At 66.3% G+C, this 22,488-nt stretch carries 18 protein-coding genes; 5 read left to right on the top strand and 13 right to left on the bottom strand.

Annotation, left to right across the window (positions count from 1 at the left end; all coding sequences use genetic code 11):
- The first annotated feature begins 14 nt into the window (after nucleotides 1-14).
- Nucleotides 15-905, top strand: a complete 891-nt coding sequence (locus VN634_19130) for a sterol desaturase family protein (GenBank protein HXC53008.1) — start codon at nucleotides 15-17, stop codon at nucleotides 903-905.
- A 60-nt stretch (nucleotides 906-965) separates the two neighbouring features.
- Nucleotides 966-1,436, top strand: coding sequence for a hypothetical protein (locus VN634_19125; protein ID HXC53007.1), 471 nt, complete (start codon nucleotides 966-968; stop codon nucleotides 1,434-1,436).
- 72 nt (nucleotides 1,437-1,508) lie between these two features.
- Here VN634_19125 and VN634_19120 read toward each other — a convergent pair whose 3' ends face one another.
- Nucleotides 1,509-2,003, bottom strand: a complete 495-nt coding sequence (locus VN634_19120; GenBank protein ID HXC53006.1) for a hypothetical protein — start codon at nucleotides 2,001-2,003, stop codon at nucleotides 1,509-1,511.
- A gap of 314 nt (nucleotides 2,004-2,317) precedes the next feature.
- Nucleotides 2,318-2,941, bottom strand: a complete 624-nt coding sequence (locus VN634_19115; protein HXC53005.1) for a hypothetical protein — start codon at nucleotides 2,939-2,941, stop codon at nucleotides 2,318-2,320.
- Between the two features lie 160 nt (nucleotides 2,942-3,101).
- On the opposite strand from VN634_19115, the gene VN634_19110 reads away from it, so the two are divergent.
- Entirely contained in the window at nucleotides 3,102-6,356 is a 3,255-nt protein-coding gene (locus VN634_19110; protein HXC53004.1) for a hypothetical protein, read from the top strand.
- Between the two features lie 76 nt (nucleotides 6,357-6,432).
- Here the strand turns inward: VN634_19110 and VN634_19105 are convergent, their stop codons facing one another.
- The 4 genes from VN634_19105 to VN634_19090 all read right to left on the bottom strand — a co-directional run bounded on the left by VN634_19105 (nucleotide 6,433) and on the right by VN634_19090 (nucleotide 9,511).
- A complete protein-coding gene (locus VN634_19105; GenBank protein ID HXC53003.1) occupies nucleotides 6,433-6,939 on the bottom strand; it encodes a DUF2231 domain-containing protein in 507 nt (168 codons plus the stop codon).
- A 209-nt stretch (nucleotides 6,940-7,148) separates the two neighbouring features.
- Nucleotides 7,149-7,793 (bottom strand): glutathione S-transferase family protein, encoded by a 645-nt coding sequence (locus VN634_19100; protein ID HXC53002.1) that lies wholly within the window; start codon nucleotides 7,791-7,793, stop codon nucleotides 7,149-7,151.
- Complete coding sequence (locus VN634_19095) at nucleotides 7,790-8,182, bottom strand: YciI family protein (GenBank protein ID HXC53001.1); 393 nt, start codon at nucleotides 8,180-8,182, stop codon at nucleotides 7,790-7,792. The genes VN634_19100 and VN634_19095 overlap by 4 nt, the downstream gene beginning before the upstream one ends.
- A 99-nt stretch (nucleotides 8,183-8,281) precedes the next feature.
- Entirely contained in the window at nucleotides 8,282-9,511 is a 1,230-nt protein-coding gene (locus VN634_19090; GenBank protein HXC53000.1) for a DUF6596 domain-containing protein, read from the bottom strand.
- Nucleotides 9,512-9,623: 112 nt separating this feature from the next.
- Here VN634_19090 and VN634_19085 point away from each other — a divergent pair, with 112 nt between their 5' ends.
- Nucleotides 9,624-12,599, top strand: a complete 2,976-nt coding sequence (locus VN634_19085) for an AAA family ATPase (protein ID HXC52999.1) — start codon at nucleotides 9,624-9,626, stop codon at nucleotides 12,597-12,599.
- A 116-nt stretch (nucleotides 12,600-12,715) separates the two neighbouring features.
- Complete coding sequence (locus tag VN634_19080) at nucleotides 12,716-13,570, top strand: alpha/beta hydrolase (protein HXC52998.1); 855 nt, start codon at nucleotides 12,716-12,718, stop codon at nucleotides 13,568-13,570.
- A gap of 77 nt (nucleotides 13,571-13,647) precedes the next feature.
- On the opposite strand, the gene VN634_19075 is transcribed toward VN634_19080, so the two are convergent.
- From VN634_19075 to VN634_19045, 7 genes are all read right to left on the bottom strand, one after another.
- Complete coding sequence (locus VN634_19075) at nucleotides 13,648-14,532, bottom strand: ion channel (GenBank protein ID HXC52997.1); 885 nt, start codon at nucleotides 14,530-14,532, stop codon at nucleotides 13,648-13,650.
- A gap of 69 nt (nucleotides 14,533-14,601) precedes the next feature.
- On the bottom strand, nucleotides 14,602-15,855 hold the full coding sequence (locus tag VN634_19070) for a hypothetical protein (protein ID HXC52996.1): 1,254 nt from the start codon (nucleotides 15,853-15,855) through the stop codon (nucleotides 14,602-14,604).
- Between the two features lie 100 nt (nucleotides 15,856-15,955).
- Nucleotides 15,956-17,095, bottom strand: a complete 1,140-nt coding sequence (locus VN634_19065) for a hypothetical protein (protein HXC52995.1) — start codon at nucleotides 17,093-17,095, stop codon at nucleotides 15,956-15,958.
- 4 nt (nucleotides 17,096-17,099) lie between these two features.
- Nucleotides 17,100-19,445, bottom strand: a complete 2,346-nt coding sequence (gene ptsP, locus VN634_19060; protein HXC52994.1) for a phosphoenolpyruvate--protein phosphotransferase — start codon at nucleotides 19,443-19,445, stop codon at nucleotides 17,100-17,102.
- A 115-nt stretch (nucleotides 19,446-19,560) separates the two neighbouring features.
- Nucleotides 19,561-20,319 (bottom strand): hydroxymethylpyrimidine/phosphomethylpyrimidine kinase, encoded by a 759-nt coding sequence (locus tag VN634_19055; GenBank protein ID HXC52993.1) that lies wholly within the window; start codon nucleotides 20,317-20,319, stop codon nucleotides 19,561-19,563.
- A 44-nt stretch (nucleotides 20,320-20,363) separates the two neighbouring features.
- A complete protein-coding gene (locus VN634_19050; GenBank protein HXC52992.1) occupies nucleotides 20,364-21,560 on the bottom strand; it encodes a DegT/DnrJ/EryC1/StrS family aminotransferase in 1,197 nt (398 codons plus the stop codon).
- Nucleotides 21,557-22,405 carry a Sir2 family NAD-dependent protein deacetylase gene (locus VN634_19045; protein ID HXC52991.1) on the bottom strand — a complete coding sequence of 283 codons (849 nt, stop codon included), beginning with the start codon at nucleotides 22,403-22,405 and terminating at the stop codon, nucleotides 21,557-21,559. Before VN634_19045 ends, VN634_19050 begins: the two co-directional genes overlap by 4 nt.
- Nucleotides 22,406-22,488 lie beyond the last annotated feature (83 nt).

Below are 22,488 nucleotides of genomic sequence, written 5' to 3'. Positions count from 1 at the left end.
ATGGAGATTCTGTCGTGAGCGCCGTGATCGAATACTTCACTCACATTTCGACGATGGATCGGGCGATCCTCATCGTCGGCGGCTTCGCTTTGCTGTGGATGCTCGAGTCGGCATTCGGCGCGTCGCGATACGCAAGGGTGCTTCACGCCCGCACCAACCTGGTCTTCTGGATCAGCAGCCTGGTGATCAATCTTTGCGTGTCGGGTCTTACGCTCGGGGCCAGCTTCACCGTGACCAGGGAGAAGTTTGGAATCCTGAATCTGGTCGAGCTGCCGCTCTGGCTGAATGTCGTGCTGTCGATCGCGCTCCTGGATTTTGTCGCGGCTTACGTCCACCACCGCATGGTTCACGCGGTGCCGGTGCTGTGGAAGTTCCACCTCGTTCACCACTCCGATCCGCACGTGGATTCGACGACGGCGCTGCGTCACAGCCCGGTCGAAGCCGTGATCCGCTCCGGCTTCACGCTCGGCGGAGTCATTGTGCTCGGAGTATCGCCGGGCGTGCTCGTCGCGTACCAGGCCGTTGCCCTGTGGAGTGCGCAGTGGATTCACTCGGACATTCATCTGCCGCGCGCCGTGGACAGCCTGCTTTCGCGGGTCTGGGTCTCTCCGGGCATGCATCGCGTCCATCATCACAAGGCGCTGCCGTATACCGACACGAATTACGGCACCATTTTCTCGGTGTGGGACCGGTTGTTCGGAACCTTCCGCACGCTCGACACGGATGAAGTAGTCTTCGGCATCGACTCCATTCCCGAATCCGCCGATCGCGAGCAGAGCGCCGTGCGGCTGATGCGACTCGCACTGCTGCCGGCATCGGAGGGATATCGGGCCCGAGCGCAGATCACTCACGGCCGCACGGTGCCTGCACAGCCCCGGCACCACGAGCTTCGGCACTTGCCTTGACACATCCCGGACGGGAGGTGATCAGTCGTCAGCCGGACAGGCCCGAGGAGAGGTTCCGAAATGAAACTGAGGTCTTTATTTGCTCTCGCCGTTGTTGCGTCGACGCTTGCAGCCAGTACGTCCTACGCGCTCGATGTGACTGGCACGTGGGCCGGAAAGGAGAAGTGCGCATTCTTTACCGGCACGGCATTCTCGGACAAGTATGACGTGACGATCAGCATCACGCAGACAGGAACCGATCTGAATTTTAATCTCGCCGGCGGATTTCTCGCCGGTAACTGGAACGGCGTGGCGGTTGCCGACATCGACGATCCCATTGCCGGACAGGTCGGACTGCATCCGTGCAGCTCGAGCTTGAACTTCGGAGAAGCCGGCGCGTTCGTCGTCAAGACCGACCCGACCGATGGCTCGGGCAAGCTCAAGGGCCGGATCACGTACATCTCGCACAGCATCGAAGAAGGCGTGACGGTCTGCAAGTTTTCCGTCAAGCGGACGAACGTGGCGAATCCGGCCGTCGCGGCCTGCCCGTAGTATCGCCCTGGTCCTGGCCATCAGCCCTCCTCGCATTGCGCGCGAAGGGCTGATGCAAAAGCGCTGTCGACCTTACGGTACCGTCGTGGTCGTCGTCGGCACCGGACATGACGGGCCGGTCCGATTCGCGCCGCACGCGTCGCAGCAGCTCGAACATGCGTCCGCGACGCCGCCCTTGTCGGTGCACGCCGCTGCGCTGCTCTTCGCGCTGCACTTGAAGCCGCTGCTGCCGTCGCTTCTGCAGCAGCTCACGAATCCCGGCTTGCCGCACGCCGATTTCGCCGCGCATTTCTTGACCGGACCCTTGCAGGTCGGCGGCAGGTAATTCGGATCCGCCCGATCCAGCGAAGAGCGATCATTGGCAATGCCGGCCGCACAACTGACGTAGTCGCCGTGGTTGACCGCGGGAGGATCGGACTGATCGCACACGCAGTCCGCCGCGACCTGCGCGCGGGCAGCGGCGAGCTTGGTTCCGTCCGGGTCATCGGCTGTGCATCCGGCGAACGCGATCTGCGCGGAGAAGAGAACGCCCAACAGTGTGAAAGCTCCGGTCATGAGGAATTTCATTGTGACCTCCTGTCGCTCGTAGGTTCGACTCCGGCGTAGCGCCCAAGTTCAAGCGGGGTCAACACGAACGGCGAACTTTGAGCGGGTGCGGGACTCGATGTTCCGTACTCGCTCCGGCGGGGGAAATCTGGTGCCCTCAGTTGCGGATGCTGCACTGCCACGTCTCGGATCACATCAAAGCAGGAATGATGACGACGTACCGGATCGTGCCGTGACCGCGCACGGCAACCGCTGGACGTCAGACGAGATGCACGCGAGCCGCTCGCGCCCGACGAAGGATTGCGAGCTGCATTGAGCCAGACAGGCCAGGTCGGTCAGTCGACGTAGAGATGATCCTTCAGCAGCAGCCGGAAGCGCAGCTCGAACGGAAACGGGATCTCGGGCATCGCTTCCGGCGGCGCGCCGCTCACCTCGTTCCACCAGCCGAATGCGTCGAGCCGGCTGTGGTCCGCTGTCCGCCACGTTGACCACTGATCGGGAGGGATGCTGTCGGGCGGCGGCAGCGCGAACAGCTCCAGCGGTTCCTCGCGCGACGGACCGTCCTTGACCGGCCACTCCACCTGGATCCCGAAGGCGGCTTTGCCGGTGAAGTCGTGTTCGCCAAGCAGCTCCTGGAATCGCCACACGCGATAGCCGTTCTCGATCACGAATTTCGTGGGGCTCAGGTTCCCGGTGCCGACCGATCCAGGTTCGAACCGGGAGCTGTGGAGCAGATCCCCATGTTCGGGGCTGCTGATCGGATCGGGCAGTCGCCGCTTCACGCTGACGCGGACTTCGCACTCGCGATGCACCCACAGGCCGCTGCCCGGGTCCTGCACGTACCGGAAGTTATAGCGTGACGCGGGATCGACGCGCAGGCGATAGCGTCCGCCGGTATCTGCGCAGCCGGTGAAGGCAACGATCATCAGCAGAACAATGCCGATTGCTTTACGCGACATATTGCGGCGGCTGCAGCGGAATCCCAGGGCACCACACTGAGCGTGCGACTCCTGCCAGCAATCCCGGGATGTGTCGAGATCGCCCGAACCGCTTGCCCCCCGCGACAGAAACTTGCGATTCCCTCTGGTTTGGCGCCGTGCGGCTGGCTAGAAAACGCCGATGCTCCGCCGGATCCGGTACCTTTTCTCGACATGCGCGCGGCCTGTCGCCGTGCTGGCCTGCCCTCTCGCTGCGCGTGCGTGCCTTCTCACGGCGCTGGCGCATCTTCTCACTTCGCTGGCACTTGTGGCCGCGTCGCCGGTCACCGTACGCGCGGCGCGGATCCTGCATCGGATTTCCGCCGGCGACGAAGACGGCGTGCAGGGGAAAGACAGCGACGGGGTGAAGAACGGCGTCGTGGTCTGGAGCGGCAGCGACGTCCACGTGACTGACGGGAACTACACCGTCGCCGGGCCGTTCAACTTCACGACCAACAAGTACGAACCAATCACGCTGCGGATCGATCCGGGAGCGATCGTCAAGATTGCCCAGTCCTGCACGGACAACGGCAGCGAGCCTCCGACCGCCTGCGTGCCACCGGCCTTCGGCGGAACTGCGATCCAGGTGGCCGATAACGCGACGCTGCTCGTGGACGGGGCGCTCATCACCGACGTCCGCGACGATGTCGGCGACGATACCGATGGTGTGGCGGCCACGCCGAAACCCGGAATCTGGCTGCGCCTTTCCGGGTCGAACCGCGACGTGCTGAGCAACAGCACGCTGCGCTACATCGCGATGATCGGGCACGTCGGCTCGATCAAAATCACCGGCAACGACTTCGTCCAGTTCGGCGGCATCAGCAGCAACCAGACCGGACCGTTCACGTACAACACGACGCCGCTGGTGGCCGGCGCCACGACCGAGATTGCAGACAATCGGTTCGAGATCGTCACCGGCGGCCCCGGTGCCCTCGACCTGCGCGGCACGTCGCCGACCGTCGTGCGCAACACGTTCACCGGCGACGGAACGGCCGTCGTGTTCGGGCCGGACTGGGGACAGATCCCCTACACTGCAGATCACAAGGAGGTTCCTGCACCGGCCGGCGGCGTCACGGTGATTGCGGACAACAACGTGATGTCGCGCAAGGGGTTTCTGTACCAGGACACGTTCTTCGGTGCGCGGCTGCTCGAGAGGGTTCCGTACAAAGTGCAGATCGTCCGCAACCGCATGCACGGCACCGGGCACGCCGAGGGCGTCGGCGTCGTGCTTCCGCTGCTTGCCGACGTGGCGTTCCAGGACAACGTCGTCGGCAACTTTGCCCATCCGATCATCGTCTCCGCGCCGTTCAGCCTGCCGGAGCCGTCCGTTGCTGCGCTGGCGAAGCTGCGGATCAACAACAACCGCTTTTCGCTGGAGGGCGTCGGCCTCGGTTCCGGCCCGGAGCTGAGCGACCCTCTGTGGAACACGGCCGGAATCCGCGTCAACGCGGAGGGCAACTACTGGGGCCACGAGAGCGGACCGCACGACACGTCCACGAACGCCGACGGGTTCACGAATGCGCGCGGCCAGGGCCTCAACGTCGGCAACGGCATCGACTACGAGCCGTTTGTCGGAGCGTCGGTCAAGGTGATCGACTCGCTCGAGATCAGCGCCACGACGGACGTCCCTCCGCCGCTTGCGGCGAAGAGCAATGTGACGATCACGGTCGACATCGTCCGTTACGACCTGCTTTCGACGCCGACGGGAACCCTTCAAGTGCTCGTGCGCGACCAGGACGGGCAGATCCTCAATCCACCGGGTACGAACGTTGCGATCGGTGCGGCGTCACACGATGTCAACATTCCGCCGATCCAGGTCGTGGTGCCGGAGTACACGGACGCGATCACCGTCGAGGCGCGCATCGTCCCGCCGGGCGACATCCTGCCTGCGACCTCCAACACCGTCGCGTTCGCGGTGAACCCCGCGCGCGGCAAGTTCCAGCTCGAATGCATCGGCAAGGGAGACGTTTCCGGCTGCACTCCTGCAGCTCTGATTCGCGGCACCGACATCAACGCGAAGCTGCGTTTCGTCTACACGTCGCCGAACTCTTCGGTGCATGCGCATGTCACAGTCGTCGAGCGCGAAACCGGCACTGGAACCGTCCTCGCATCGATTGCCGATCGCACGTTTACGGCGCCGGCCGGATTCCAGCAGCTGTACGAGGAACCCGTCACGATCCGGTTCCCGCTGCGCGACATCGAGACGATCAAGGCCAGCGAGCTGTATGTCACGTATGAGGCCACCGACGATTCGAGCCAGCTGATCACGAAGGATTCGGCGCACCTCGCCGTACGCGACAGCGCGAACTCGATCTCGATCAGCCTGCTGTTCGCGATCCTGCGCGAGAACGGCAATGAATTCAGCCTGCGCGGCACGGTGCCGGGGTGGTTCCTGACCGGCGAGACTCCGCTGTTCTCGATGAGCACGAAGCACCGCATCGAAACTCCGGACGTCACCAACTGGCAGCTCTTCATGAGCCCTGCCGAAACGCGCGACGCTTCCGGCAAGGTCATCAAGAAATACAACTCGAGCGCCGGCCCGCGCTTCCAGGGGCTCACGACCACGACCGCATTGGACGAGAGACAGAAGTTCCTTCAGATCGACACGAACCTTCCGGCCGAAGCACGATCGCTGCGCCTGTATGCGAGTCTTTTCGCGCCCAGCGACAACGTGACCGTCGCGAAAACTTTCGGCGACATTCCGGTACGCCCCGCTCCGACGAAGACCGCCCAGCTCGACGTCGCCGCCGGGCCGTCGGTGGTCGCGTTCGCCGGCATTCCGGTGAAGCTCGCGTTCACGTCGAATGCCGGCGAAGCTCCTGCGTACGCGGAAGAGTACGGTTCCACGTTCGCAGCTGCGGCAGCGGTGGCAACGAGCGGGCGCGCAGAGCTTCGCGCGGCCGACACCCGGCAGGCGCTGATTCCGATCAAGCGCTACTGGTCGGTGTACGATGATCTCGCCGACAACTCGTTCAGCGCGTCGATCACGGTCACCTACAAACCGGCTTCGGATTTCCCGGCCAACCCGCGATTCGACGAGGACACGCTGGTGCTGGCGGGCGTGAACCCGAAGAGCCACGAGCTCGAAGTTCTCGACTCCCAGCTCGACAAGGTCCAGCACACGCTCACTGCTCCGTACGACGGTTACTTCGACACGTTCGTCGTCGCGTCCGAAGTCGCCGCCATCGATCCGAGCTGCGCCGATCCCAACGCGGACGGCGCGACGACGGCCGGCGATGCGCTGTTCACGCTTCGAGCCAGTGTCGGCTCGGTGGTGTGTGTGCCGTGCGCGTGCGACGCCAACGGCAACGACACGATCAATGTAACCGATGCGCTCGCGATTCTGCGTTACGCGGTCGGGCAGACCGGTGCCCCGCCGTGCCTGCCGTGCGAATAGCGGAGTAACGGTGCGCGCCGCCGTGGCCGCGCGGCCGCGGCGGGCTTGCCGCCGCTGCCGCGCGTTGACGTTCCGGCTACGAACGGCCGCCGGCGGGACGCCGTGTCAGAGAGTTCGGTGCGTCCAGGTGCGCGCCGTCGTCGACTCCGACGCCAAGCCGGTCGACGAGCTCGCCGCCGAGCCAGCCGGTCACTCCCGCGAGCGCAAAACCGGCAAACGAGAAGACCAGCGCAAGCGAGCTCGGATCGAAAGGAACAGCGGCAGTCGCCGCCTTGCGCCTGAGCCACCAGCTCGCGGCAAACGCCGCCAGCACGACGACGTTTCCGAGACCGTGAGCGAGACCAATCGATTTGGCTCGCGTCTTCGCTGGAATCGCCAGCCAGTCCATCAGGCCGAAGGGCGCAGCGAGCAGCCCGCCGATGATGCCCGCCGCAATGATGTAGTACGCAGACGTCGCAATCGCCGGCGCGTGCATCACCAGATAGACGATGTCGAAGATCACTGCTGTCGCGAGCAATCCGAGGGGAAACGGAATGAGCATCGGATGAATCGGATGTCCGAGTAGCTTTGCCCGGCTTTCCATTTGATTTGCTCCTCGACGTGACCCTCCCTCGAATGCGGCTGCGTCGCCGGGTCACATCTTTTTCCCGTGCGACGGGTCGAATTGCGCATTATTCGAGCACCGTGCACCGGCGGAGGACCCGATCGTGGCACGTGCGCACCGGCTGCCCACCCGTCAGCAGCGCAACTGCTGACGGGCAGACACGCCATGGCGCGCACGCGTCGCGGCCACTATGCAGCTTTCTGGAACGCCTCCATCTGTCCGGCGAGCGCCCTCGCGAATGCCGGCCGCGCTTCGCAGCGCTTCAGATACGCTGCGAGCTTCGGCTGCTCGCCGACGAGATCGGTATGCCGGAGGATTCGCAGCACCGACGCCATGAGGACGTCCGCCGCAGAGAATTCGCCGGCAAGATACGGACGCTCGCCGAGACAGCCCGCGAGCTCGCCGAGCCGCTTGCGAACCATCTCCTCTGCTCCCGGCCGGCGCTGCTTCGCCCAGTCTTCATTCGCATAGAACAGATCGATCGAAGCGAGGTTCTGCACCGGCATCTCGATCGTATTGAGCGCAGTGAACATCCACTGCACGACCTCGGCGCGCCGAGCGGGATCCGACGGCAGCAGCTTCGTCGACCGTTCGGCGATGTACTGGACGATCGCGCCCGATTCGAAGAGCTTGAGCTGACCGTCTTCGATCGCCGGAATCTGGCCGAACGGCTGGATCTTCGAGTAGTCCTCGCGCGAGATGCTGCCGCCGTCGCCGACGAGCGTTGCACGGTATGGAATGCCGGCTTCTTCGAGCGCCCAGCGTACGCGAAGATCGCGTACGAGGCCTTCGGCAAATGGAGGCACGGATGCAAAGGCGTATACGTTGATCATGACGCTGCCCTCTCCTCGCTGACGATGGTGTCGTGCATGATGGTTGCGACCGGACGCACTTCGACGGCCCCGACCGCCGCGGCCGGACAGCGCGCGGCCCAGTCGAGTGCGGCATCGAGCGACGGCAGCTCGAGCAGCACGAAGCCTCCGAGCTGTTCCTTGGTGTCGGCGTACGGTCCGTCCTGGATCTCGCGCCCGCGGCCGTTTACCCGCACGGTGGTTCCGGTTTCGGGGCCCTGCAGCGGATTTCCTCCCAGATAGATGCCGGCCTCGACCATCGAATTGTAGAACGAGCGCCACGCTCCGACGTACGCGCGCCGCTCTTCGGTCTCGTCGTTGCGCTCGGCAAAAGTCTTCGGTGTTTCATAGATCAGAAGTGAATACTGCATGGTTTCTCCTTGTCGCGCCTGGCGGCGCCGGTGTTCTCGAGCTGAAGACGATCGAGCAGAGGGCCGATCGACATCGCCCGGGCCCGGAACGAAAAAAAATCACGTGCGCTGGTCGGCAAGGAAACGGCGCACGGCCTCGTCATCGGCGAGATCGATCGCGCGGTCCAGCGCGCGCCGGGCATCGTCGGCACGGCCCGCCTGCCTCGACAGGTGCGCCCGCAATGCCCAGTAGGGCTGGTAGCCCGACGCCGCCTCCGCATCGATTTCGTCGAGCAGCCGAAGGCCGGCCGCGGCACCGCGGGCTTCGCCGCTCGCTGCCGCACGCGCCACGCGCGCTCCGATGGCCGGCGAAATCTCCACGAGCCGATCGTGAAACCACAGGATCGCTTCCCAGTCCGCGCGGCCCGACCTGGCGCGCTCGACGTGCGCGGACTGGATCGCCGCCTCGAGCTGGAAGCGCGCCGAGCGGCCGATGCCGGCAGCGATCGCAAGATGCTTCTCCGCATCGTCGATCATCGCAGCGTCCCAGCTGTCCGGATCCTGCTCGGACAACGGTACGAAGCGGCCGTCGCCTGCGCGCCGCGCGTTTCGCCGCGCTTCGCAGTAGAGCATCAGCGCGAGAAGCCCGTGTGCTTCGGCTTCTTCCGGCATGCGCAGGACCAGAAGGCGTGCGAGCCAGATGGCTTCGTCCGCAAGTCCTCGGGTCTTCGCGTCAACGCCGGTCGCGTCTTCCCAGCCGCTCCCGTACGCGGCGTAAATCGCCGACAGCACGGCGTCGAGCCGCGCGGCAAGCTCGCGTGCCTCGGGTACTTCGAACGCGATGCCGGCGTCACGGATCTTTGCCTTTGCACGCACAAGCCGCTGTGACATCGCCGACGGCGAGACCAGAAACGCGCGCGCGATCTTCGCGGCGTCCATGCCGAGCACGGCCTGCAGCATGAGCGGCGTGTGGACATCGGGATCGATGGCCGGATGAGCGCACACGAACAAGAGCTTCAGCCGTTCGTCGGGGTCGGCCGACTCCGCGGCCTCGCGGGCCGCTTCGGCGACGAGCTCGATCGTCGCCGCGACCGACTTTCGCACCTGTTCGTGACGTGCACGATCGATCAGCAGCCGGCGTGCGGCCGTAAGCAGCCACGCGCGCGGCTCACGAGGTACGCCGTCGCGAGGCCACGTCGCCAGCGCAGCCACCAGCGCGTCGGCCATTGCATCTTCGGCAGCCGCCACGTCGCGCGTGCGCGCGGACAGGTACGCCACGAGCCGTCCGTACGATTCGCGCGCGACCCTTTCGACGGCGCGGCGCGCGTCCTTTTCATGCGCTTCCTCGATCGGCCGAACATTCCCGGAATGGACAACGATGTCGACGTTGTCTGCGGCTCGTGCCTGCGCGGAACCCGGCGGCCCTTGACTGCCCCACCCTTGCGCGGCAAATGCGGCTCCCGTGTCCGCTCCTTCGACAGTCTCTCCGGCGATCCTCGTCGATCTCGCCGCGGGACGGCTGAAAATCGACGACCGCGCGGTCGGCCTGCGACCGAAGACATGGGAAGTGCTGCGCGCGCTCGTCGAGCGGCCGGGCCAGCTCATCACCAAGACCGAGCTGCTCGATCGTGTGTGGGCGGACACCGCCGTCAGCGAGGGAACGCTCAACAAGTCGATCGGCGAGCTGCGGGCGGCGTTCGACGACAGCCGCGAGTCCCCGCGATGCATCGAGACCGTCTCCCGTCGCGGATTTCGATGGATCGGTGAGGCGCGCATCCTCGCAGCGGCAGGAATCTCAGCGCCGTTCGCCGAGTTGCCGGCCGAGGCGCCGATCGTTGCGGGCTCTCCGGGCCGCCTCGTCGCACGAAGCGCCGAAGTTGCGCGGCTGGATGCCGCGCTCGCCCGTGCGCGCACCGGCAAGCGCCAGGTCGTCTTCATCGCCGGTGAAGCCGGCGCAGGAAAAACCACGCTGGTCGACCATTTCCTCGACGGTGCGGCGGCGAGCGGCTCGGGTGCCGCCCCGATCGTAGCGCATGCGCAGTGCCTCGAAACCTCGGGCCTCCACGAACCATACCTTCCTCTGCTGGATGCGCTCGAGCGGCTTACGCGTGACGTGCACGTCGGCGACACGGTGACCGGCGTGCTTCGCCGCTGCGCGCCGACCTGGGTCGCGCAGATGCCGACACTCGTGCGCGGCGACGCGTCCGGCGCAGCGCCGATGCCGGGCAGCATGCTGCGCGAGCTCATTGCCGTGTTCGACGAGATCGCGCGCACGCGCCCGGTCGTCCTTGCGCTCGAAGACGCGCACTGGGCCGACCTCGCGACCACCGATGCGTGCGCGGCGATGGCAAGAAGACGCGATCCCGCGCAGCTCGTCGTGATCGTCACCATGCGCACCGCCGAAGCGATGCTGTCCGAGCATCCGATCGTGGCGCTGCGGCAGGATCTCGTTGCGCGCACTGCCGGTGAGGTCATCGATCTTGTCCCGTTTGCCGCCGGCGATCTGCGCGATTACCTCGAATCGCGCTGCCGCGGTCTCGAGCAGCGCGGCGAAACCGTGGACTGGCTGTTGTCGCAGACCGCCGGCAACCCGCTGTTCGTTCGTCTCGTTCTCGACGAATGGATCGCGCGGCGTCTCATTGCCGAAGGCAGCAATGGGGCATGGTCTCCGCAGGGCGACGCGGACGAGATGCGCAGGACCGTACCCGACAGCCTGCGCGCGCTGCTCGACCGGCAGGTCGCGCGCCTCGGCACCGCCGAGCGCGCAGTGCTCGAGGCGGCAAGCGTGCGCGTCGGCGCGTTTGCCCCCGCATCGGTCGCCGCAGCCGCTGGAGTCGATACCGACGACGCCGAAGAGCTCTGCGAAAGCATCGCCCGCCGCGGAGGCCTTCTGCGCGACGCCGGCGAGGCCGCGGCCGCAGACGGTCGCCTGGCCGGACAGTACGCGTTTCTTCACGCGACCGTGCAGAACGTGGTCGTCGCCGGTCTTCCGGCGTCTCGCAGGCGGCGACTCCATCTCGCTGCGGCCGAGCAGATCGAGCGCGAACATGCCGGAGGCACCGCATCGGTGGCGGCTCTGCTCGCGGTGCACTACGAAGCTGCCGGCGACGTCAGGAAAGCCGTCGAAAGCCATCTCGCGGCCGCAAAGCTCGCCATGCACCGCGACGCGCCGCGCGACGGCATCGCGATGCTCGAAGGCGCGCTCGTTCTGATGGACGCGAGCCACGGCGCGACTCTCGAGGATGAGCGCGTGCTGGTGCTCAAGTATCTCACGCATGCGCGCCAGCTCGCTTTCGGATTTGCCGATCCGAAAGTGCGCGAGCTCTGGTCGCGCACCAGTGAGCTTGCCGCGTCGAGCGAGAACTTTCAGGAGCGCCTGGTTGCCGATGCCGGCAGCATCGTTTCGGGTTGCGTGTCGGGGCGCTACGCCGAGGCGGAAGCAATCGTGCGCGCAGCCCTGCCGATGGTGGAGCGCGTGGCGGATGCCGGCGCGCTCAAGACCTTTTTCTTCGCCGCCGGCACACTGCTCTATCGCATGGCGATGATGGCCGACTCGTGCGCGATCTTCGAGCGCGCTCTCGCGATGACGCACGAAGGCGACGCGCTTCCCGGCGCAGACCTCGATGCGTTGCTGATCTCGCAATATGCACCGGCGGTGGCCCTGGCCGGAAAGCCGGACGAAGTTCGGCACATGGCGGAGGTCTCACTGGCACGCGCGCGCGTACACAGCCACTACAGCGAATGCACGACCGCAGCGATGGTGTCGTGGGCGCTGGTGCTGCTGGGCGACCACGAGGCCGCCACGCCGATCGCGCTGCGCGCGATGGAAATCGCGAACGCCGACAATTTCCCGACCTGGACCACGAGGCAGCAGGTCGTCGTCGGCCTGCTGGCGATGGCCGACGGCAGGATCGACGAAGGAATGCAGGAGATCCGTACCGGCATGGACGGTCGCAAGCACGAAGGCCAGCTCTGCGACCACAGCGCAATGTGCTGTCTGGTTGCCGAATCATTGATGAACGCCGGTCTCGGCGGCGCGGAAACGTTCCTCGACGAAGCGGCCGACTTCTGCGCGCAGACCGGCGAGCTTTATTCCGAGAGCGAGGTGTATCGCCTGCGTGCGAGACTGGTCGGGCTCGATGGTGCATCCGCGGCAGATCGCGAGCCGCTGCTTCGCCGCGCGCTCGATCTTGCGCAGCTTCGCGGCATCCGCTGGCACGCGATGCTGGCAGCCGCCGATCTTGCCGGGATCCTTGCCGAGGACGGTCGCACAGCCGAAGCGCGCGCGCTGCTGGAGCCTGCGCTCGCGGCAGTTGCAGGTCAGTCGCAGCTGGCCGCCATCGTTCGGGCGCGCGAAGTCCTGGCACGCTGCAGCGCGAACGCCCCTTCGGGGAGCGTCAGCTCGAAGGCTGAACGTCGATCGCCGCCGCTTCGCTGATCCCGTTCGCGACCCGCCTGCCGCCTCCGCGGTGTCCGGCCCCTGGCTTGACATCGCCCGGTCACCGGGGAGACTTCCGCGGAGCGCGCGGAGCTTCCGTCGCCGCAACGGACGAGATGACGCAACGAACCGCCCGGAGCCCGCTTGGCCATCTCTCTGCGATCGCTTCCGCCGCGTGCGCGCTGACCGCAGTCCTGCTCGCGCCGGCAACCGCCCATGCACTGGCTGACGCGCCTGCGGCCGCACCGCAGGGAATCGAAAAAGTCGAGACCACGTTCGAGAGCGTCGACGCGACGGTTTCCGCGCAGTGGGAGTTCCCCGCGCACACGCCTGCCCCGCTCGTCGTGCTGATTCCGGCATCCGAGGCAGTCGACCGCGACGGCCTGCCGCCCGGCTACGGCGAAGATCCCGCAACCGGGATCTACGCGCAGTTCGCACGCAAGCTCCTCGCCGCCGGGTTCGCGGTGTTTCGCTACGACTCGCCCGGAACGGGGCGCAGCGGTCCCGGACAGTTCTGCACCGTGCGATCGACCGCGCTCGAGGCCTACACGCGCGCCGTCGACCATCCGAAGGTGGACGGCGAGCACGTCTTCCTGATCGGCCACAGCGCGAGCACCGACACCGTCGTCGGAATCTATCCGCGCTATGCCGCGGTGCGGCCGCTCGCCGGCGTCGTGCTGCTCGCGAACATCGTCGGCGAGACCGAGATCGTCGGCGTCGCTGCGCCGACGCTCATCATCGTAAGCGACAAGACACCGGACGAGATCTACCAGCACGGCCAGTTCCCAAGGGATGCGCGCGTCACGAAGAAGCTGGAAACGTCGCTCGTCGTGCTGCCCGGCGCCGAGGAGACGATGCTGAGCCCCATCGACAAGAGCGGTGGCGGCAAGATCTATTCGATCGAGCCGCGCGCGGTCGATGCCGTGCTCGAATGGCTGAAAGGCAAGGTCGGCCTGCCCATCAAGAGCTAGGAGCCGGGAACCCATTCCGCCTTTTCAGGGACCGCGCTGCCCGGTCTTCTGCCCTGAGTCTTTTCTGCCCTCGGTCTTTAAGGATACGGAAATTCCGGCGTCGGCACCGTTGCGACGAGGCGGTCGAACTCGCCCATGTCGAGCTGCAGACTGCCGTCGGCCTTCTCGGAAAGCATGTCGGCATGGCGCGCGCCCCACGTCACTTCGTCGGCCTGGTACGTGTAGCGCGCATGCAGGTTCTGCAGCGAGGTCTCGTCGATGCCGACGACCGTCAGCATGAGCTCGACCTCGTCGCGCACGAGCGTCTCCGGCGTCGCACCGTAGAGCGGGCTCGACTGGTCGATGGGATGCATCACCGTCCATGATCTCGACAGTGCAGGCGAACGGTCGCGCTCGAGCACGAGATCGCGCATGCGATAGTACGTGACGCCCTCGGCTGTCCGCTCGGTGCGCAGCATCACGACGCGCACCGTGGCTTCGAGGATCTGCGAGGCTCGCTCGTTGCCGAGGCGGAACATCAGCATCGGCGCGCCGTTGAACGGAGAGATCGTCGCGCGCGTCGCAAACTGCATGCGTGCCCGCGGCACGCTGAATTTCGCGAACATGATTCCGGTCGCGATCGCGATCAGCGAAACCCCGACGATGACCTCGATCGTGACCAGCGCCTCGGCGAGCACGCTGACCGGATGCATCTCACCGTAGCCGATCGTGGCCATCGTCTGCACGCTGAAGAAGAAATGATCGAGCAGCGAGCCGTGGTGGGCTCCGACGACACCGCCGGCGAAGTCATACGCAATCGCGAAGAGAAGATTAATGACGAGGAAGATGACCGACAGCACCAGCAGGTCGATCCACCACGGAAGGCGCAGGAAGAGATTGTACAGATCGCTCGCGGCCGACGTGCGGCTGCCGACGACGTCGATCTCCTGACGAGGGCTCCAGCTCCTGCGCGAGTCCGGCATGCGCGCGTCTATCGCACGCGACAGCGACCGACAACCTCCGATGCCGGCTGGTCGCGCACCGTCACGCCGTCAAGGCGCGGCCTGGCCGGAGTCGGCGCTGATCTGCAGCGATGAGACATCGACCACTTCGAAGTCGCTGCCGTGAAGCGTCTGCAGCGCGTGAAGGTCGTCGTCGTCCCAGCGCCGGTCGGGCGCGCCGGAGACGAACCACGACGAGCCGTTGTCGGCGAGCATCATCCCATACGTCTTGAGCGCCGTGAGGATCACCTGGTTCGCAGTCGAGAACCCGGAGATGTCGACCGAAGCCTTGAGCCGCACGCGGATGCCCAACGGCGGAACGTTCGGATCGGTGTTGCTGCTCGCGTAGTGCCTTGCCGGCCAGACGTACGCTTTCTGCGTGATGCTCGCGGTAAACCGCAGCGCATGCGTGATAACGCCGCCGGCCACTTCGTCGTAGCGGGCAAGACCCGGAAGGATCGGCAGGCCCGCGGCGTCGGCCGACGTCCATGTGTCATCGCGGAGCGCATTCGAGTTGAGGTCGAAGACTGCGCCGCTGCCGCCGCTCCACGATCCGTCGCTCGCACGTTTCGACGCGTAGACTTCGTAGAGCCGGCACGTGTCTTCCTGGACGAGCAGCACGTGCGCGTCGCCGCGCCCTTTGCTCGCCTTGCTGCCGCCGCCTTCGACCGGAACGTTGAACGGGACCGGATACGGTCCCGGGTCGCTTTCGTCCGAGTAGAGAAACGACGTCGCGACGTCGGGCTGGGCCGACGATACGACCATGTACGGGATGCCGATGATGCGGTTCAGATATGGTCCCGCGCCGAAATCGGGATGCACCGCCGTCGTCGCTCCCATGCTCGCGATCCACGCGGCCGACATCGAATGGACGGGCAGCGCGGAGATGTCGCGATTCCAGATGTTGTCTGCCGGCAGCACATTGCACGGAAGCGGCTCCGAGGACGCGTAGCAGTGCTTGACCCATGCGCTGCAACTCTCGCTGCCACCGTCGGCGACGAAAATCGTGCAGCTTGGCGGGGCCTCGGTGCGCTCGGGCATTCCGACCGCGGCCAGCGCGCAGTTCTTCGCCCTGCCGTCGGCGACACAGGTGCCCTCGTTGTCGAATCCGGTCGTTTCCTGGCCGTAGCGGACTCCCCAGACCGGCACGCCGACGATGTCGCGGCCGCTGATTGCGATGGTGCCGTCGGAGAGAACCTTGGCTTTGCAGTGCGTGATTGCTGCCGCAGGCCCGGCCGGAACGACGATACAGGCTGACGCGGACAGGAAGACGACGGTTCGCAGACGGCTGCTGGAAGATTTCATGACCGCAACCGTGCGCGTCAATGGCCACCGCTGTCAACCCGATGCGAAAATCGGGGACAGACACCGATTTCGCGAAATCAGTGTCTGTCCCCGATTTCTGTCATGCCGGGCCGAGAACCTGTCTGCGAAACTGCTGAATGACCGAGAGCTTGTCGAGCCATGGCGACGCGTCGGCTCGCGACGGATCGTGGGGGCCGACTTCGCCGGCATAGCCTTCGGGAATCTGGCTGTAGAACTCGGGCGGATCGACGGTGTCGTCGAGGAAATGGTACTCGTAGCCGGGGCAGCACAGATCGTCGTCGACGACCACGTCGACGGTGCGCACGCCGAACGTCGACAGCACCGACGTCGTTGCCTGCGGCGGAATGATCCAGACCTGTTTCGGCCCCGAGAAGAACAGGTATTGGACCTTGCGGTTCACCGACAGCACGCGGTAGCGCATGAGCTTGCCGCCGTACAGCACGCTCGACGACGCTGCGGTCTCGAGCACGCCCTTCCTGAAATCCGGCTCGAATCCCTTGACGAACGTCAGGCTCGCCGGGTCCTTGCGGCCGCGGTGCGTGCGAAATTTCGCAATCGGCCGCCCGCCGTTGATCAGGTTGCGCGGATCGGCGGCGGCGCGCTCGCGCGGGCCGATAAAATCGCTGTACGCGCGAACGCGCGACGGCGGCGCGTTGCGCAGCACCAGGTCGAGCGCTCGCCGCTCGTTGCGAACCTTGATCGTGCGCCGGGCTGCGATCTCGAGCGCCGTCTGCATCTCGAACGGAAGGTCCGTCGTCGATTCGACCGATTCGTAGTGCTCTTCGTCGCCGATGATCTCGCTGCGGATGTCGCCTTTGCCGATCCAGAAATCGTCGTCGCTCGAGACCATGTGCGAAGCGGTGCGCCAGACCAGCGATCCATCCTTGTAGATGATGCGCGGCCACACCGAACGCACGCGCCCGTCCGGCTCCGGCTGCACGAGGAACGCGACGAAGAAGCGCAGCTGCGGCGTCTGGAAATAATCGGAAAGAAAAAACCGCGTGTTGAACAGCTCGATGAGCGTGGTCGGCGCGTAGCGACCCCTGGCGAGCGGTGCCGGGTTCTCGCGGGCAAGCCCGGCGGGCCGCAGGACTGCACCGGCCGCCAGAATTCGCGCGAGCTCGGCGCGCACTTCGGCTGCGGAAAGCGCAGACGGCTCGACGCTAGGGACGATCGCCGTCGGCAGCAGCGTGCTTCCGTTCATTGATGCGGTTGCCACGGAATCAGCTCACCGAATCCACGAGCTCGATCAGGTCGCGCTCGCGAAGCGCGGCAAAGACCGTTCCCTTGACCTCTTCGATCGTGTCGCAGCGAAGCACGTCGGCCGCCACCCGCACGGCATCGTCGTAGTTCGCCTTGCGTACGATCTGCTTGATCACCGGGACCGACCGCGCGCCCATGCTGAGCTCGTCGAGCCCCATGCCGATCAGGACAAGGGTGCACAGCGGGTTGCCGGCCATCTCGCCGCACATGCCGACGCGGCGGCCGGCGTCGTGCGCAGCGTCGACCGTCATCTTGATCGACTGCAGCACGGCCGGATGCAGCGGCTCGTACAGCGAGGCCACGCGCAGGTTGTCGCGGTCGACGGCGAGCGTGTACTGGATGAGGTCGTTGGTGCCGATCGAGACGAAGTCGACCTCGCGCATGAGCTGGCGCGCCTGCAGCACCGCCGACGGCACTTCGATCATGGCGCCGAGCTCGACGCACGGCGCGGTCTCCATGCCTTCGCTTTCGAGGTCGAGCAGGCACTCCGAATAGATCTCGCGCACGCGCCGCATCTCTTCGACGTTGGTGATCATCGGGAACAGGATCCGAACCGGCGCACCGTCGGCGGCGCGCAGCACGGCGCGGATCTGCTCGCAGAAAAAGTCCGGCGACTCGAGCGACAGGCGGATCGAGCGCAGGCCGAGAAACGGATTGCGCTCGCGGAACTGCGGGCCGAACAGCGGATGCTTGTCGGCACCGAGATCGAGCGTGCGGATCGTCAGCGGCCGCCCTTCCATGCGCTTGAACACGCGGCGGTAGAGATTCCTCTGCTCGTCCTCGTTCGGAAAATCGCGCCACGAAAGAAACGGGAACTCGGTGCGGTAGAGGCCCACGCCTTCGGCGCCGTACTTGTCGATCAGGTCGATCTCGCCGATCAGCCCGACGTTGGTCAGCAGGCTCACGCGATGGCCGTCGAGGGTTTCGGCGGGAAGCTCGCGCAGGTGCTCGAGGCCGCGCTGGAACTCGCGGTATTCGACGTCGAGCCTGCGGTATTCGGCCAGCACGTCCGCTCCCGGACGCAGGTAGACGGTACCCGAGTTGCCGTCGACGACGATGTCGGCGCCTTCGCGAACCGCGTCCAGAATGCCGTCGACTCCGACGACGGTCGGGATCCCGAGCGACTTTGCCAGGATCACCGCGTGCGACGTCACACCGCCCGTCGACGAGACGATGCCGCACAGCTTGTCGTGGTCGACGCTGGCCAGGTCGGTCACCGAAAGCTCGTTCGCAATCAGCACCGCATTGTCACGAACCTGCGGCACCTTGGCTTCGATGCCGAGCAGGAACCACAGGATTCTCTGGCCGGCCTCGCGCACGTCGGCCGCACGCTCGCGAAGGTAGTCGTCGGTCATCGCCTCGAAGCGCTGGACGTAGTCGTGTACGACCGTCTTGAGCGCGCCTTCGGCCGAGATGCCCTTGTCGATCTCTTCGCCGACGCGCGACGAGAACGAGCTGTCCTCGATCATCATGCGCAGCGCTTCGAAGATCGCTCCGCCGACTTCGGGCACGAGCTCGCGCATGCGAACGCGCGCCTCTTCGACTTCGCGGACCGCGTCGGCGAGCGCCGACTCGAAACGCGCGCGCTCCTCGAGGATGCCGATGCCGGGGGTGATCTCGACGTCGGCAAGATCCGCAGGAGGTTCGAGCTTGTGCGCGCGGCCGATGCCGATGCCCGGCGATGCGCCGAGGCCCGAGCGCATGACGGTGTCGGTGTCGTCGACCTTGCGCTCGCTTCTCGACCTTGCGGTCTCGAGCGTCTCCAGGCGCTGGACGGCCTTCTGCATCTCGCGCCGGTAGCGCTCGCGTTCTTCTTCCTGGCGCTGGAGTCGTTCGGACAGATGCGCGTTGACCATGAATGCGCGGATCTGGCCGGCGACCGAACGCGCGAGGCTGATGTCTTCGGGCACGAAGCGGCGGCGGCGCCGGCTCTGCACGACGAGCACGCCGCGCGTGCCGCCGCCCTCGCCGACCGGCACACCGAGAAACGAATGGTATTTTTCCTCACCCGTCTCCGGAAAGAATTTGAAACGCGGATGCGCGAGCGCGTCGTCGACGATGACGGGCTCCTGCTGCTCGACGACGAGTCCGACGAGACCTTCGCTCTTGCTCATCGTGACGCGGCCGATACTGCGTGCAGGAAGGCCGTGCGTTGCCGCCAGGCTGAGAAGACCGGTGTCGGGATCGAAGCTGTAGAGCGAGCACACCTCGCAATCGAAAGCCGACGCGACCATGCGCACGAGCCCCTCGAGCGCGTCGCCGGCATCGATGCTGCGGCCGAGCAGAACCGTCAGGTCCTCGAGCAAACGCAGATGGCGGCTCGCCCCGCGAGGGCCGGCCGTAGTCGAAGCCCGGACCGGCGCTTCGGATGGTGGAGTCTCGTCGATGATGCGGGAGCTTATATCAGCGAAATCGGGGCGCTCAATATGGTTCGGGAGCGCGAAGGCGGCTTCTTCCGGTCTTTTGCGATGCCGTGAGCAGCCGGCGCACGTGCTCACGCCCACGACGCACTGCGATTTCGAGCTCATCACCGCAGGCAAGTCTCGCTGCCACCGCAGAGGCCAGCGCGCAGCCCGTTCCGTGCATGGATGCGGCGATTCGCCGGCTGCGAAGCACGATGTGGTCGCCGCCCGCCAGCAGCACGTCGAGCGGATCTCCGCTCAGATGACCGCCCTTGACGAGCACTGCCCGGGCGCCGAGCTCCGCAAGATCGACTGCTGCACGTTCCATCGATGCGATACTGGTCACACGCCGCCCGGTCAGCACCGATGCTTCACGCAGATTGACCGTCAGCAGCGTCGAAAGCGGGACGAGATGCCTGGCGATTGCAGACACAGCCGATGCGCTCGCGAGCTCGCCGCCGCCGGTCGCGCGCAGAACCGGATCGAGAACCAGCGGCAACGCGGATCCCGAAAGGCTGCGGGCAAGCGCGCGTGCGACGCCGCCGCTCGGAACCTGTCCGATCTTGATCGCACGAACCGGAAGATGCCGGAGGAGCTCTTCGAGCTGCGCGACGACGAGCGCCGGCCGCACGGCCGAGGAGGAACGCACGCCGCTGCCCGATTGCACGGTGAGCGCGGTCGCGACGGCGAGCGGTACTGCTCCCATCGCTTCGATCGAGCGCGCATCGGCGACCACGCCGGCGCCGCACGACGGATCGAACCCTCCGATCGCGACCACACACGGCAGTCGCCGTGAGCCGGACCCTGCGCGCGAGGATCTGATCATTCGAGGCGGGCGGCCGTGCAAAGCGCATCGGCGACGCGAAGCACCGCATCGTCGCCGAGCGACGGATAGACCGGCAGGCACAGCACTTCGGCCGACGCCGCATCGGCGTGCGGCAGCTCCGGCGCGCCGTCGCCGCCCGCGGCAAAGCACGGCTGGCGGTGAAGCGGCAGCGGATAGAACACGCGTGTCGCGACGCCGGCGTCTTCGAGGCGCGCGCGGATCCGGTCGCGGCGCGATGCGCCGCTCGATGCCGTGGAAGAGCGGCCGTCGATTCTCACCGTATATTGGTGCCAGACATGCGACTCGGGCGCGCACGGCTGCGGGATCCCGATGCCGTCCGCTGCCGCGACGCCGAGACTCGACGAATAGAGCGCGGCGATCTCTCGCCTTCTTGCGGTCCACGCATCGAGGCGCGCGAGCTTCGCATTGATCACCGCCGCGACCAGCTCGGACATGCGCGCATTGATCCCGGCTTCGGTGTGCAGGTAGCTGCCCTCGTCTCCTCCGTGACTGCGAAGGCGAGCAATGCGCGCGCCGAGCGCGCGATCGTCCGAGACCACGAGCCCGCCGTCGCCGGCGCCGCCCAGGTTCTTGGTCGGATAGAACGAAAAGCACCCGACGTCGCCGAAACGTCCGACGGGCGTGCCGTGCAAGCGGCAATCGAACGCCTGCGCAGCGTCCTCGACGACGCGTGCACCGGTTTCGCGCGCCAGCCGCATGATCGCGTCCATCGCCGAGGCCTGCCCGTAAAGATGCACCGGGAGCAGCGCCGCAAGGCGTGCGCCCGTGCGGCGATGGCGCAGCGTTCCCTGCCCGTTCTGGAAGTCGCGTTCGATCGCGGCGCGCATCTCGCGCTCACCGGCCAGGAACGTTGCCGGATCGATGTCGCAGAACACCGGCGTCGCTCCGGCGTGGAGCACGGCGCCGGCGGTGGCGAAGAACGTGAACGACGGCACCACGACCGCGTCGCCCGCACCGATGCCGAGCGCGAGCAGCGCAAGCGAAAGCGCGTCGCTGCCCGAGCTGACGGCGACCGCCGCCGCCGCTCCGAGCCGCACGCGCACTTGGTTCTCGAGCCATTCGGTCTGCGCCCCGAGAACGTAGTGTGCGCTCGCCAGCACCGAGTCGATGCGGCGGCGGGCATCGGCTTCGACTTCTTGAAAATCGCGGACGAGGTCGAGAAACGGGATCAAGGAAAACGAATACCGGCCGCGCGCACGAGAAGCGACATCGACTCGCCCGCTGAGCCGCGAAGGACGACGTCGGCCAGGCGGTCGAGTGGCGTCTCCTCGTTGTTCACGATCACCAGAGGCGCGCCGGCGCGCACGGCAACCTCGGGAAGGCCGGCGGCCGGATAGACGACCAGCGACGAGCCGACGACGATGAACAGATCGCACGCCGACGCCGCGGCGAATGCGCGTTCGGTCTCGGCCACCGGCATCGCCTGTCCGAACGAGACCGTCGCCGGCTTGACCGGCCCGCCGCAGCGGTCGCAGTACGGCACGGCGATCTCGCCGTCCTCACCGGCTTCCGCGAGCTGGCGGACGAGGTCCTCGTGGATCTGCTCGCGGTCGTGGGCGGCGCCGCATTCAATGCAGGAGGCCGCAAGCGAAGAGCCATGGATCTCGATGACGCGTTCCCGCGAGCTCCCCGCCCTGCAGTGCAGCCCGTCGATGTTCTGCGTGACGAGGCAGGAAAGCTTGCCGGCACGCTCCACGGCAACGATCGCGCGATGCGCCGCGTTCGGCTCGGCACGCCTGAGCACCGGATACGACTCGGTCGCGAGCTTCCAGTAGTCGCGCCGGGTGCTCTCGTGCGCGCAGAAAAGATCGAAGGTCAGCTTTCTCGGGTCGTACCTGGTCCAGAGACCGCCGGGAGAGCGGAAATCCGGAATCCCCGATTCGGTCGAGATGCCTGCGCCGGTAAGGAAAACGACCGACTGCGCACGCGCGAGCAGGCGAGCCGCTTCGCGCACCGGCGAATCGGCGGATGCGCCTTCTCGTTCTGCATCGATGCTCGTTCGGTCGCTCGAACCCACGTGACGTCGCTATAACGGTCTCCCGGACTGGCCTCAAACATGCACGCGTGCGCACGCTCGCGTGCAAACTTCGCAATCCTTCT

It is taken from the genome of Candidatus Limnocylindrales bacterium, assembly GCA_035571835.1.
GTDB lineage: Bacteria > Desulfobacterota > Binatia > UBA1149 > CAITLU01 > DATNBU01.
The sequence above is the reverse complement of the archived record's forward strand: the minus strand, read 5'-3'. Positions and strand labels throughout refer to the sequence as shown.